Here is a 13,155-nt window from a genome sequence, read left to right as displayed (position 1 = left end):
TGAGAATGGTTCGCATTGTTACATGTGTGACCTGCTTTGGTATAGTCGCCGTCATGGTTGATGCGGCGAATGCAACAGCGCCCGGCGCAGTGGTGCGGCGGGCGCGGATGGTGATGGGAACGCTGGTTGAAATTGAGGCCAGCACCTCCAATCCGTCCTTGCTTGACGAAGCCTTCGCGGCGCTTTCAGGGATAGAGGCTGCGTTCTCGTTCTTCCTGCCGACAAGTCTGCTGGCTCGTATCAACCGGGCCCGAGTGGGCGACGAGATCGACCTATTGCCTTGGCAGGACGAGTCGTTGCGTGAGGTGGTAGCGGTGGAGCGGGCCTCCGGGGGCTGCTTCAACGCCAACCTTGGCGCACAACTCATCGAACTGGGTTTGCGCCCGCGCTTGTTTGAGACGGACGACGTGCCGAGTGGTACTGCGGGTGAAGCGTTGGAATGGCTTGATACCGGCCACATTCGCATCCGGCGCCGCGTGTGCCTCGATCTTGGCGGCTTCGCCAAGGGTGCGGGCGTTGATGCCGCGCTGGCTCGCTTGGGGCAAGCGGGGGTACGACATGCGTGCGTGAACGCGGGCGGCGACTTAGCGGTGCTCGGCGAACGCAGTGTGGCGCTGCGGGCGGTTGGAGCTTGGCAGCGAGCCGGGGCGAGTCTGGCGCTTTGCGACGAGGCACTGGCCAGTTCAGTGCGCTACGCGATGCAGGGCCCGTTTCATGGGCAGGCGGGGCTTGCGGTGCTCGGTCGCGACGGCAGGCATCTCTCGCTCAAGGCAGGCGGCGTAGCGGTCCGAGCGCCGCGCTGCGCGATTGCGGATGCGCTGACCAAGGTGGTGTTGGTCAGCGGCGATCTGGGACATCCGCTGCTGGCAGCGAATTCTGCTGCCGCGATTGAACTGGAGTGACGAACCGAATGCAGCACAGACGAATGGGGGCGCCGGGTTTGCAGCACCACGCGTGGCGCCCGGCGATCATCGTTGTACTGGTGACGCTGTGTGCCTCGGGGCTGCCGCTGTTCGCGCCAGCCGCCAGCCTGTTCGCGGACGCTTGGCTGCTTGAATGGCGGCACGCGTCAGTGGTATGCCACGGCGTGCTGGCGGGTTGGTCGCTGGTGATGCTGGGCGCGATTTCCGCACGTCATGCGATGCCGATGTGGCGGGTCGGGCGCTTGCGCTGGGCGGGCATCACGTTGATCGCAGCGTGGGTTGCTTTGGGGCTGTCAGGCGAGTTTGCGCAGTATGGCGCCGACGGTGCGTTGCGCGACGCGCTGGTGAGTGCGCATGGCTGGATCGGCGTGGGTCTGCTGCTTCCCTTCGTTTGGCATGTTGTTCGACGGCACGGGTCGAAGCAGCCGGTCGCCAGCGTTCAGTAGGAGATCGCCCAGCCCGCCGTATCCACGCGAACATGTGGGCGCCCAACCGCCTTCAAGGCGTGCGCTGCAAAGCGCTGCGCCCACTCGTCGTGGTTCGCGAAGCGACTCTCTCCACCGTATTTCGCGACGTTCAGGATCTGATCAACGATCAGGAGCTTGCCCATCGGGTTGCTCGGCGTGCATTCGAGTTCAACGAACTCGCGGTCGAACCACTGGCGTGGTGCGCGGCCATCCAACGCGTCGAGCGCATTGTCGTCAACCTGGAATTCGTAATCGCGACCGTCGCCAAAACTCACGATCAGGGTGTTCATCGCTGAAGCCTTTCCGCATGCAATGCTGCCATTCTGCTACGGGCGGCCTGGCAGCGATGGCCTCCTTTGTCTGCGTTCGGACACTCATGCCTGACGGTCCGCTACAGCAGGGGGCTGGCAAGGTGTGCGGCGTTCTCGGCAAGCCGAGCGCGGGTGCTGCGGCGCGCCCAGCGTTCCGGATCGACGCCACGTGATCCGCTTTCATATTCAGCTTGCAGCGCGCGTAGCGCCTGGGTGAAGTGCGGGTCATAGACGACCAGCGTGACTTCGAAGTTGAGGCGGAAGCTCCGAATGTCGAGATTGGTCGTGCCAAACAACGAGAGACTGCCGTCGACCGTAACGCTCTTGGTATGCAGGAGCCCGCCATGGAATTGCAGGATGCGGACGCCGGCCGCCAGAAGCGGTTCAAAGAACCAGCGACTGGCATGGCGCACCAGGATCGAATCGATCCGCGCCGGCACGATGACCGTGACCCGCACGCCACGCAGGGCAGCCGCCTCGAGGGCAAGGAAGAGCGGCTCGTCGGGCACGAAGTAGGGCGTGGTCAGCACGATTTCGTCCCGTGCGCCGTAGAGCGTGGCGAGGAAGAGTCGTTGGGCGCCTTCGCCTTCGAACCCAGGGCCTGACGGGAGTACCTGAACCTCGGCGCCATCGTCGAATCGCGTGCCGACTGCGTTGGCCAACCCCGGTGCCACGCTTGCGATTGCGTCGCCTGTTTCGATGCACCAGTCCCACAGAACGATGCCAGCGAGCATTTCAACCACTGGGCCTTCGATTCGCGCCATCGCGTCGACCCATTTGCCGACGCCCGCGTCTTGCTTGAAGCAGCCGGGATCGACAAGGTTCAGACTGCCAGTCCAGCCCATCGTGCCGTCGATCACAACGATCTTGCGGTGCAGGCGCAGATCGAATCGAACAAACGCAGCACGTAGCAAGCCAACGGACAAGGTCTCGACCACGGTGACGCCGGCGCCGCGGAGTCGGGCTGGCCAGGGGCTGCGAAAGAAGGCCGCGCTGCCGACCGCATCCAGTAGTACGCGGCAGGTGACGCCTCGCGCAGCGGCATTGATCAGGGCTTCGGCAACAAGGTCGGCATCGCCGCCGGGGTGCCAGATGTAGAACTCCATCAGCACGGTATGGCGTGCAGCGTTGATATCGCCAGCGATGGCGCGGAGTATGGCCGACGAGTCGCTGCGAAGCTCCAGGCGATTGCCAATCGTCGAGGGTAGGCCTGCCGCGCCTTGGGCAGTGCGCCGGATGCTGAACCAACGGTCGCCATTGTCGTGTGGGCTCAGCATGCCCGGGGGTAGCTGGCGCACCCAGTCTTCGAGCACGGGCATCAGTGCGCGGGCGTGGCTACCGCGTCGCCGGCCAAGTTGGCGCTCGCCGATCAGCAGGTACATCACGGCACCAAAGTAGGGGACACCGAGTATCAGCAGCAACCAAGCCAGCGTCGTCGACGGTGGGTGTCGTTGCATCAGCGCGCGCACCGCAAACGCGGCGGTGATCGCAATGTGGGCCGCTGCGGCGAGGCTCCCGAGGTGGGCACTTAGGGTCATCGATGCGCGATGTCAGACTGCATGGCAGTGGGCAAGCATAGCCGAGCTGCTCTGCCACGACACGGTCGCGGCAAAACGGTGCCGCCCTGACACGCGCAATCGCGCACGGCGATGCTATCCTCCGGCGCCGTGTGATCCGCGATCACGTCTCATTTTCGGAGCCTGTCTGTCATGCAAATGCGCCCCCTTGTCGTGTGCGCCGCGTTGGCGCTGGCTGCGTCGCCTGTTGGTGCCGCACCGGCTTCCATGAACTTCACTGCCGCTTGGACCAACATTTTCGAGACCGATCTTGGGCAAGGCGGTACGGTCGGCCTATCGGGCCTGACCGTCACAGGCGGCGCGAACTGGGGGCTCTCTCAAACCTCATCGCTTGGTGTGCAGGTGCGCGTGGACGTCGACAACTGGCAGTTCGACAAGCCGGTTGGCTTCGGTGGTTTGACGCCGTGGCAGGCAACCAACCGCTTCTCGCTCAGCGTGCCTTACTCAATGCGCCTGGATGGCGGCTGGAACGTTGCGCTGACACCCAGCATCGAGAGCAATGGCGAGGAAGGGGCCTCGAGCTCGAAGACACTCGCCTACGGCATGACCGGGATGGTGATGAAGGGCTTTGCGCAAGACAAGGTCATTGGTTTGGGCGTTGCGGTGTTTCGTAACATCGAAGAAACGCGCTTCTTCCCATTTTTCGTCGTCGACTGGAAGCTGGCGGAAAACTGGCGCCTCTCCAACCCGCTGCAAGTCAGCCCCTCGGGCCCGGCCGGCTTGATGCTGTCCTACCAGCTCTCGCCGCAGTGGGAACTGGGCGCCGGCGCTGCCTATCGCTCCTACCGTTTCAGGCTCGCGAACGACAATCCTGTCGCCAGCGAGGGGGTTGGTGAAGCGGACTACATGCCGGTCTTCGCGCAGGCTACGTATCGAGGCCAGGGCGGCTGGCGTTTCGACCTTTACGGCGGCGCAATGACCGGCGGTCGCCTGAAGGTCATGGATCGAAGCGGCGACAACGACATCGCCAAAGACGATGTAAAGACGGCGCCCGCGATGGCTGCGTCGTTCTCGGCGCGTTTCTAGCGCGGCAAGCCACACAACAAAAATGGCGCCCGCAGGCGCCATTTTTGTTGCTGTGCAGAGAATCAAGCTGCTTGACGACGCCGGCGAGCGGCCAGCGCGGTGACACCCAATCCGGCCAGCATCATCGCGTAGGTTTCCGGTTCCGGTACAGCCGGAGTGATGCCGGCGCCAAACGCACCGGCGACGTGAGCACGAGTGCCGTCGCTGAAGGCGTCAGCGTTGATAACGACGAGGTCGGCGTTTCTCACGTTGAAGGTGAACGCCGTAGGCGTATTCCAATTGACGTGGTACGTCTCAATACTGCTGAAATCGCTTCCAGCATCGGTTTTGCTATACGCGGTCACGTAAAACGTGCTCTTTCCGTACAAATCGTAATTGTCCTCGCCGGGCAAAGGGGCGCGCCCTTCCCATGGCCAATTGCTTGAAACAGTTGCGCCATCCAGATTGAAAACGCCCCCATCGGTGGCCCAGATGGCGTAGTCCGCGTGGTACACGCGGTGGCCATTTATCGTTCCGATATCGAAAAGCAAGTCGTTTGACGATGACGTGGCGGCGTGCCCGGTGGATGCAAGACAGCTGAAAATCAGCGCCGCGGCGAGGCGGGTGAAAGTGGTCATGGATTATCCAATTTGATGTGACAAGGCTAGATAATGCCGTATGGATAAGGTTGAGCTTGGATTGAACCGACGTCGAGCGTGATCAATCTCTCACAGCGCCGGTGGGTCGCATAGGAGTGCCCTGTCCGCGCTTGCAGGCGCCGTATCAGCGGCGTTGCGGTGCCTGCAAGCTCTTGAGTGATGGGCTCTTTGTTTAGGCCATCTCTTCGTACAACGGCAGCGTCAAGAACTCGGTGAAGTCGACGCGGGTGCTCATGTCCTCGAAGATCTGCGCGGCGCGCTCGTAGGTGGCGGTGTTTTCACCTTGCGCGCTGACCGCTTTGCAGACTTTGCCAAGTTCATCGGCCGTGAGGTTGCGCACCAACTCGGCTGTGACCTTGCGGCCGTCTTCGAGCACGCCCTTAGGCGAGCGGATCCATTGCCACACCTGTGAGCGTGAGATCTCGGCGGTAGCGGCATCTTCCATCAGGTTGTGGATGGGCACGCAGCCGTTACCGGCAAGCCAGCTGCCCAGGTAGTGGATGCCAACGTTGATGTTGTTGCGCAGGCCCGCTTCGGTGATGGGTGCTTCCGGCTGGAAGTTGAGCAGGTCACCGGCGGCGACGCTGACGTCGTTGCGCTTCTTGTCGATCTGGTTGGGTTTGTCGCCCAGCACGGCCTTGAACTCCGCCATGGCTGCCTCGACCAGCCCTGGGTGCGCAACCCAGCCACCGTCGTAGCCGTCCGTCGCATCCCGCTTTTTGTCATTGATGATGCCCTGCATCGCGATGGCGTTCTTTTCCGGATCATTCTTGATCGGGATGAGTGCGGACATGCCGCCAATGGCTGGCGCGTTGCGTTGGTGGCAGGTCTTGAGCAGCAGCAGGGCGTAGGCGCGCATGAAGGGCGTCGTCATGGTGATCTTGCTGCGGTCTGCGAGGCAGAAGTTCTTGTCGACCTTGAACTTCTTGATGCAGGAGAAGATGTAGTCCCACCGCCCAGCGTTCAGGCCGGCGGAGTGCTCACGCAATTCGTAGAGGATCTCGTCCATCTCGAACGATGCGAGGATCGTTTCGATCAACACGGTGGCTTTGATGGTGCCGCGCCGGATGCCGAGCTCATCCTGAGCAAGACAGAAGATGTCATTCCACAACCGGGCCTCCAGGTGCGACTCCATCTTCGGCAGATAGAAGTAGGGCCCCGCGCCGCGGGCAAGCTGCTCCTTCGCGTTGTGAAACAGGAAGAGGCCAAAGTCGAAAATGCCGCCGGAGACGCGCTGACCGTCCACCAGCACATGCTTTTCGTCGAGATGCCAGCCGCGCGGCCGCACCACCAGCGTGGCCACTTTGTCCTTGAGCGCATAGCGCTTGCCGTTTGAGTCGAAGTCGATCTGGCGGCGGATTGCGTCGTAGAGGTTGATCTGGCCCTGGATCTGGTTCTCCCAAACCGGCGAATTCGAATCCTCGAAGTCCGTCATGTAACTGTCGGCTCCCGAGTTCAGCGCGTTGATGATCATCTTGCGCTCGACCGGGCCAGTGATCTCCACCCGGCGACACTCAAGCGCCTTCGGAATTGGAGCAATCGTCCAGTTGCCTTCGCGGATGTGCCGCGTCTCGGGCAGGAAGTCGGGGTGCTCGCCTTCGTCCAGCCGTTTCGTGCGTTCGATGCGCGCAACAAGCAGTTGTTGGCGGCGGCTTTCAAACGAGCGGTGCAGTTTGGCGACAAACGCAAGCGCGTCGGGCGTGAGAATCGCCTCGAATGCCTGCGTCACAGGCGCGTTGATTTGCATGCCAGCGGGCAACTGAAGGGCCATGGTTGTCTCCTTGTCTTCTAAATCGGAATCTTCACTGCTTGCCGGCCTGCTTGCCGGCAACGTATTCAAGTAGGTCGCTGAGTGAGCGCCCTTCCGCGTTCGGTGCGATATCTAGGTGTTCGCGCGGTTGTCCTGTCCGGTTGCACCAGAACGTGTTGAACCCGAACCAGCCGGCACCGGCCGCGTCCCAGCCGTTCGAAGAAACGAACAGGATCTCTTTGGCCGGGCGTTTCAGGGCCGAAGTGCCAAGCGCGTAGGCGGTAGGCGATGTCTTGTAAGCGCCGACGGTGTCGGCCGACAGCACGTGGTCGAGTAGCGGTGCGATGCCGGCGCTTTTTAGCGCGATATCGAGCATCTGCGACGTACCGTTCGACAGGATGCCGAGTGTCAGCCCGTGTTCCCGCAGCCGCTTGAGCGTCGGCTTTACATCCGGGAAGGCTGCGAGGCATGCGTACTGATTCATCAGGCGATCGCGCTGCTGGTTTGTGAGCCCCAGGTCGAGACGCTCGACGGCAAAATCCAGCCCATCCCGAGTCACTTCCCAAAACGGCTTGTACCGCCCCGCCAGCGTTCTTAGCTGGGTGTACTCGATCTGCTTCTGGCGCCAGAGCGTTGATAGCTCTGCCCCCCGCCCAGTGGCGAGCTGGTCGGCCAGCGCTACGACGGAATGAACGTCGAACAGCGTGCCATAAGCATCGAACAGGACGGCCGAGTACCGCATCGCTTCCCCCGAAAAAACAGCCGCCGCCTCCCGTCCCCCCGGCGAGAGGCGGCGCTGCGCAGGTCAATGCGCAAGCTGCGACCGAAGTCTATTAGTCTTTGGAAATGTTTAGAATTCTCGCCAAGGTCAATTCATCTTTGCGGTTTGGTCAACAATGGATCGTTTCAAGGAGATTTCAGCCTTCGTCTCGTCCGTGCAGCGCGGTAGTTTGAGCGCAGCAGCGGCGATGGAGGGTGTCACACCGGCAGTCGTCAGTCGGAGACTTGACGCACTAGAGGCGCGGCTTGGGGTGAAGCTAATGGTGCGTACGTCGAGGAGGCTAACTCTAACTTTCGAGGGAGCCGCTTTTCTGGAGGACTGCCAGCGCGTGCTCAATGATCTCGCCAACGCTGAGGCATCCGTCAGCCTGGGTGGAATTAAGGCAAGCGGTCATATTCGAGTGTCGGCTCCGGCAGGATTCGGACGCCGCCACGTTGCGCCGGTCGTGATGGAATTTCTTCGTGACAATCCTGACGTTACGGTGAGTCTGGACCTTTCGGACCGCGTTGTGGATCTTGTAAACGAAGGGATCGACGTAGCTGTTCGACTTGGCGATCTTGCGGACTCAAGCCTTGTTTCGGTGCGGCTTGGCGAGAATCGTCGCGTCGTTGTCGCGAGCCCCGAATACCTGCTGCGGTGGGGAACGCCTAGCGTTCCGGCGGACCTCGTGTCGCATCATGGCTTGGCGCTCTCGCAGCAGCGCGGGTGGGTGCTCCTCGATCCAGAAAGAGCAATGACGCCCCGAACCTACCGGGTAGCAGGAGTATTTGAGTGCAACGATGGCGCCGTGCTCCGTGAGTGGGCGCTAGCGGGCGTTGGGCTGGCCTGGCGTTCTATGTGGGAGGTTGGTGGCGATTTGGCCGCTGGCCGTTTGGTGTCTGTCCTTGATGACTTCTCCGCTCCGCCGGTTGGAATACATGCCGTATTTCCGCAGCGACGCAACATTGCGTTGCGGGTGCGGTTGTTCATTGATCGGTTGAAGCATCATTACTGCGAGCGCCCTGAGTGGGCCGCCGCAGGTGTCGGCAGCTAGATCCGCTCGTCTCAGGGTGAAGACCATTCGTCGTCGGAGAGATCAAGTGCGTTCTTGATGCGGCTACAGTGAAGGCGTGAGATAGGAGGCGATGTGGCTCAGAAAGGTTTTACGCTTGTCGAGTTGATGATCACCGTCACCATTTTGGGAATTCTCCTGGCGCTGGCAGCCCCGAGCTTCTCAGATGTCCTGGCGAGGCAACGAATCGCGGGCGCTGCGAGCGATCTATCTAGCGATCTGATGTTGGCGCGCATTGAGGCCTCGCGGCGGGGCGGCCGAGTGTCACTTTGTCCGAGCGCTGATGGTGTCGCATGCGGCGCTGTTGGCGACTGGTCTCGAGGTTGGATTGTGTTCTCAGATCCCGATGGGGATGGCGTAATTGCCGCTGCAACCGATATCGTTCGGACGCGACGGATCGAAAGTCCGCAAATCCGTATTGCCGTGACGGGGGCTCCGCTCTCCACCACGTTTCAGATGACGGGGCGATTAAATGTGGCACGGCAGTGGACTGTTTGCGTGTCAGGGCGGCTTGGTCGGGTGCTTGATGCGCGCCTGACTGGCGTGGTTACGGCATACCCGACAGCAGCTGCGTGTGTGTAATGTGAGGGGAGCGATGAATAACGGGCGTGGGCAGTCGGGATCAAGCCTAATTGAGGTGCTGGTCGCCATCGTAGTGGTCGCTGTCGGACTGCTCGGTGTCTCCGGGATGTTTGTTCTGAGCACTCGGGGTGCTGCGGATGCGGCAAGTCGAACCGTGGCCACTCAAGCCGCCTACGAGCTTGCCGACAGGATTCGTGCAAATCGAACCGCCATCGCCAGCTATCTCGCCCCCGCTTGGGGCGTCGCTACGCCAATCCCCAACGGTGCCGCGTTGCCCACGAACTGCTTCTCGGTGGCATGTACGCCGGCGCAGCAAGCAGATTTTGATCTGAGGGTTTGGGCTCGGGGTCTGACCGACGCGTCTCTGGCAGGGCTTCTCCAGGCTAGGTCTGCGCGTCTGCCGCAGGCCCGCGCTGTCGTTTGCCGCACCCTCACGCCGGAGGCTGGCACACCTGCCGCGCCAGCGTGCACTGGGGGGGCGACCGACCCCATCGTGATTAAGATTTGGTGGTCGGAGCGATCGGTAACCGCAACAGAGAATGCAACTGCGGGTTCGCTGATTCAACGCCGCTATGCATTGACCTTTTTGCCATGAGTGCCCGTCATGAAACAGCATTCTGAAAAGAGATGGTTGCACGGGTTGACTCTGGTCGAGTTACTGGTGTCGCTTGTGATTGGAATGGTGGTCGTTTTGGCCGCGACGAGATTGTTCTCGGGGAACCTGATTGCGGCGAGGGCCACGCAAGCTTCCTCCGGTATTCAGGATGGGGCTCGTGTTGGTTTTGATGTGCTTACAAAGCAGATCCGACAGGCAGGATTTCATCCGGTGGCGTCGAGGATGAATTTCAACAGCGTCCTTGCAAATTGCGGAGTGGCACCGTTCGATATCACACAAGCGTTGTGCGGGGCGAATGACGTGGGCCCGGTCGGTACTGCGGATGAGGTTCGAATGAGGTTTTGGGGGGCGGATGGCTCAACCCCCGGGGTGGCAGACGGATCAACGATCGATTGCGAGGGGCTCGCTGTGCCGGCTGCTCAGATTGTTGAACAGCGTTTCCGAATTGTCATGCTGCCTACTAACCCGGCTGATCTCGCAACGAATACCCCAACACTCGTTTGCGACGTGATCCGCGGTCCTGCGAATATCGCGGCCGGCGGGCCGGTCGCGACTCAAGTTCCGCTCATCTACGGCGTAGATACCCTTCAAGTCCTTTACGGCGAGGATACGAACGGGGATAGAAATGTTGATCGCTGGGTGCCCGCCAGCGCTGTTGCCAATATGGGCAACGTGCTGGCTCTCCAAATAGCGTTGCTGATTCGGAGCGATGCGGGCGCTATACAAAATTCGGCTTATACATACAACCTATTTGGCGGAGCTTATCCCGCTTTGGGGGATGGAGGTGCCAACTTCGTGGACCCCCAGGACAGACGGGCGAGACGTGTGGTGAGCTTCTCTGTAGAGCTTAGGAATCGAACGTCATGATCGCGCGGAATTTTGAAAACTCCTTGTTGCAGGAACGTGGCGCGACTCTGATTGTTAGCTTGTTGATTTTATTGGTAATTACAATCATGGGTTTGGCTTCTATGCGCACCGCTACGATGGACGAACGGATGGCGCGCTATACCCGCGAGCAAGCGATCGCATTTCAGGCGGCAGAGGCAGCGTTGAGGGACGCGGAGGTTGATTTGCTAACGCCTGCAAGTGCGAGGGCTGCGAACATTTCCGGCCTTACGGGGTTTGCCGCCGACTGCAACCCCGCCGACCCGGTGTTAAGAGGCTTGTGTCTGCCCGCGGCTGCTGGCGCAGAGCCGGCTTGGTCGGCGCAGATGGCGGCAGCGTCGGTGGTCTATGGCCGTTTTGGTGGGAATCCGCCTCTCGCAACAACGGGTGGGCCGTCGTCGGTTTCGGCTCAACCGCGCTACATTGTTGAAGGCATTAATACGCCTCTGCCGGGGCAGTCCTTGAAAGTCGGTAAGTCGAAACCTCGCTACCGAGTGACCGCACAAGGCTTTGGGCCTCGAAATGAGGTGCAGGCTTGGGTGCAGGCGACGCTGCAACCGTAAGCGAATTGATAATAGGAGAGTGATATGGTGCCTACGATGAATTTCCGTCGGCTGGCCTGCTCCGCACTTGCGGGTTTAATGGCGATAACGCCATTTTCTTCGATTGCGGCGCCGCTGAATCTCGCTCAGCAGCCATTGTTTGTGAAATCGGCGCAGAAACCGAATTTACTCGTTACGTTGGATGACTCGGGGAGTATGTCTTGGGGGTATGCGCCGGATGGCATGTCGGGCGATTTTGTTACCAGCGGCACGGGTTATAGCAAAAAACGGGCATTCAGCGCTCATTACAATCCGATCTATTTTGACCCCAGTGTTACGTACGCGCCCCCATTGAAACCGCCGGCTTCCGGTGGCACCTATGCAGCCTCGTATACAAGTGCGCCGATCAACGGATTTGATCCAACGAAAGGCGCCGTGGATTTGTCTGGAGGCTACCGGGCGACGACCGAATACAATCCTTCTGGCACGGCCCAGACTCGTGCGAATCACCCAAACGACCTGACCGCACTCGGCGCCACCTCTGTGACCGCGAACGTCGGTGCCTATTACTATGTTCACAAGTCCAGTTGTGCGGATACAGACACAAGTGACGCCTGCTATACGCTCGTAAAGGTGAATGGCCTTTCTTCTGCGGAGAAACAGAACTTCGCGAATTGGTATTCCTTCTATCGCACCAGAAATCTAATGGTTGCCAGTGCGGCGACTTTGGCGTTCGCGGACCTAGATAAAGGGATTCGGCTTGGATGGCAGTCGCTAAATAAGTGCTCTGCATTCAACGATTCGTGCACCGGTTGGTCATCTACTAGCTACCGTAACAAGATTAGACGTTACGAGACCAATAAAGATGACTTCTATAACTGGCTTTCTCGGCTCCCGGCAAATAGCGGCACTCCGCTGCGCGCGGCCTTGCAGCGAACAGGAAACTACCTTCGCAACGGCAGTGGTGTGGATGATCCGTATGCGTTTGATCCGCAACAAACCGAACTGCCCCGATATGCTTGCCGCGCGAGCTATGCGGTTCTGATGACGGATGGAAGGTGGAACAGCAATGGCGGTACCGAACCAACAATAAATGCTTGTAGTGGGATCAGTGGTTGTTCAAACAACAATGTAGATGGAACCGGCAGAACGTTACCTGACGGAAAGGTTTACGTCGCTGCGCCGCCTTACAGCGATACAACTACGCCGAGTACGCTGGCCGATTTGGCGTTCGCGTTTTGGGCGTATGACCTGCGCACTGATATTGATAACCTGGTGCCCCGCCGCCACACTAACCCCGCGTTGATTGGCCCGGAGGCCGACGTGTTGGCAAGTTGGTCGGCGGCCGACTATAAGGATCCGCACTACGATCCCGCCAACTGGCAGCATTTGACCACCTACACAATTGGTTTGGGGCTTACGAAAATGCTCGCGGCGTCCTCGCCTCCCCTTGTGTGGGGGGGGATACGTACAGCGGAAGCTATTCGAGTCTGGCTTCGGGTGCTACGCCGTGGCCAGCCGCCAGCGATGATAGCGTCAATAACGTATCTGATCTTTGGCATGCCGCAATTAATTCGCGAGGGAAATTTTTCTCTGCCGATTCCGCGACCGATGTAATTAATGCGTTCAAAGATATCGTGGGCGCAATTAATTCGACGGTAGGAGCGGCAGGCGCTGCGGCCGTCAATGGTGGGTCGTATTCGAGTGGCGCAGCAACCTACATTAGCTCTTTTCACCCGTTGTCGACGGTGTCTGCCACCGATAGATTGAGTCCCCCGTGGAATGCGCTGGTGTCCAGCGACGCGCAAATGTGGTGGGGTGATCTTGTAAAGTACAATTTCGTTAGAGGTAGTTCTGGCCTGTTGTCTGTTTCTGGCACGCCGACTTGGTCTGCTGCGAGTAAGCTGATTCATGATGCAAGTGTGGTTGCGAGTCCGTCAAAGTACGTCAATGCACGGACGATATTGAGTTACAACCCCGATGTCGCTGTTGCCTCTCGGCCAATT

At 60.1% G+C, this 13,155-nt stretch carries 14 protein-coding genes; 9 read left to right on the top strand and 5 right to left on the bottom strand.

Features of this window, described 5'->3' with window-relative positions:
- The first annotated feature begins 5 nt into the window (after positions 1 to 5).
- Together JY500_RS14230 and JY500_RS14225 are read left to right on the top strand one after the other, a co-directional pair.
- Entirely contained in the window at positions 6 to 902 is an 897-nt protein-coding gene (locus JY500_RS14230; RefSeq protein ID WP_206253431.1) for an FAD:protein FMN transferase, read from the top strand.
- An 8-nt stretch (positions 903 to 910) separates the two neighbouring features.
- Positions 911 to 1,369, top strand: a complete 459-nt coding sequence (locus tag JY500_RS14225) for a hypothetical protein (protein ID WP_206253423.1) — start codon at positions 911 to 913, stop codon at positions 1,367 to 1,369.
- On the opposite strand, the gene JY500_RS14220 is transcribed toward JY500_RS14225, so the two are convergent.
- Both JY500_RS14220 and cls read right to left on the bottom strand, forming a co-directional pair.
- Positions 1,363 to 1,680, bottom strand: a complete 318-nt coding sequence (locus JY500_RS14220; RefSeq protein WP_206253421.1) for a hypothetical protein — start codon at positions 1,678 to 1,680, stop codon at positions 1,363 to 1,365. The two genes, JY500_RS14225 and JY500_RS14220, sit on opposite strands and share 7 nt — an antisense overlap.
- A 101-nt stretch (positions 1,681 to 1,781) precedes the next feature.
- Positions 1,782 to 3,239: a cardiolipin synthase gene (gene cls / locus JY500_RS14215; RefSeq protein ID WP_206253419.1), complete on the bottom strand. Its 1,458-nt coding sequence runs from the start codon at positions 3,237 to 3,239 to the stop codon at positions 1,782 to 1,784.
- Between the two features lie 171 nt (positions 3,240 to 3,410).
- On the opposite strand from cls, the gene JY500_RS14210 reads away from it, so the two are divergent.
- Positions 3,411 to 4,304 carry a hypothetical protein gene (locus JY500_RS14210; RefSeq protein ID WP_206253417.1) on the top strand — a complete coding sequence of 298 codons (894 nt, stop codon included), beginning with the start codon at positions 3,411 to 3,413 and terminating at the stop codon, positions 4,302 to 4,304.
- 62 nt (positions 4,305 to 4,366) lie between these two features.
- Here the strand turns inward: JY500_RS14210 and JY500_RS14205 are convergent, their stop codons facing one another.
- From JY500_RS14205 to JY500_RS14195, 3 genes are all read right to left on the bottom strand, one after another.
- Entirely contained in the window at positions 4,367 to 4,921 is a 555-nt protein-coding gene (locus JY500_RS14205; RefSeq protein WP_206253416.1) for a PEP-CTERM sorting domain-containing protein, read from the bottom strand.
- Positions 4,922 to 5,114: 193 nt separating this feature from the next.
- Positions 5,115 to 6,713, bottom strand: a complete 1,599-nt coding sequence (aceB, locus tag JY500_RS14200) for a malate synthase A (RefSeq protein ID WP_206253414.1) — start codon at positions 6,711 to 6,713, stop codon at positions 5,115 to 5,117.
- 31 nt (positions 6,714 to 6,744) lie between these two features.
- Complete coding sequence (locus tag JY500_RS14195) at positions 6,745 to 7,434, bottom strand: haloacid dehalogenase type II (protein ID WP_206253412.1); 690 nt, start codon at positions 7,432 to 7,434, stop codon at positions 6,745 to 6,747.
- 154 nt (positions 7,435 to 7,588) lie between these two features.
- On the opposite strand from JY500_RS14195, the gene JY500_RS14190 reads away from it, so the two are divergent.
- From JY500_RS14190 to JY500_RS14165, 6 genes are all read left to right on the top strand, one after another.
- Positions 7,589 to 8,506 carry a LysR family transcriptional regulator gene (locus tag JY500_RS14190; RefSeq protein WP_206253404.1) on the top strand — a complete coding sequence of 306 codons (918 nt, stop codon included), beginning with the start codon at positions 7,589 to 7,591 and terminating at the stop codon, positions 8,504 to 8,506.
- A 93-nt stretch (positions 8,507 to 8,599) separates the two neighbouring features.
- Positions 8,600 to 9,106 (top strand): GspH/FimT family pseudopilin, encoded by a 507-nt coding sequence (locus JY500_RS22445; protein ID WP_206253402.1) that lies wholly within the window; start codon positions 8,600 to 8,602, stop codon positions 9,104 to 9,106.
- A gap of 13 nt (positions 9,107 to 9,119) precedes the next feature.
- Entirely contained in the window at positions 9,120 to 9,701 is a 582-nt protein-coding gene (gene pilV / locus JY500_RS22440; protein ID WP_206253394.1) for a type IV pilus modification protein PilV, read from the top strand.
- Positions 9,702 to 9,710: 9 nt separating this feature from the next.
- Positions 9,711 to 10,589 carry a PilW family protein gene (locus JY500_RS14175; RefSeq protein ID WP_206256494.1) on the top strand — a complete coding sequence of 293 codons (879 nt, stop codon included), beginning with the start codon at positions 9,711 to 9,713 and terminating at the stop codon, positions 10,587 to 10,589.
- Positions 10,586 to 11,170 (top strand): pilus assembly PilX family protein, encoded by a 585-nt coding sequence (locus JY500_RS14170; protein ID WP_206253385.1) that lies wholly within the window; start codon positions 10,586 to 10,588, stop codon positions 11,168 to 11,170. The genes JY500_RS14175 and JY500_RS14170 overlap by 4 nt, the downstream gene beginning before the upstream one ends.
- Positions 11,171 to 11,194: 24 nt before the next feature.
- Positions 11,195 to 12,766, top strand: a complete 1,572-nt coding sequence (locus tag JY500_RS14165) for a vWA domain-containing protein (RefSeq protein WP_206253383.1) — start codon at positions 11,195 to 11,197, stop codon at positions 12,764 to 12,766.
- Positions 12,767 to 13,155: the final 389 nt, after the last annotated feature.

Origin of the sequence: Niveibacterium microcysteis (genome assembly GCF_017161445.1) — a bacterium.
In the GTDB taxonomy this organism is placed as follows: domain Bacteria; phylum Pseudomonadota; class Gammaproteobacteria; order Burkholderiales; family Rhodocyclaceae; genus Niveibacterium; species Niveibacterium microcysteis.
This window is presented reverse-complemented; position numbering and strand designations above follow the sequence as displayed.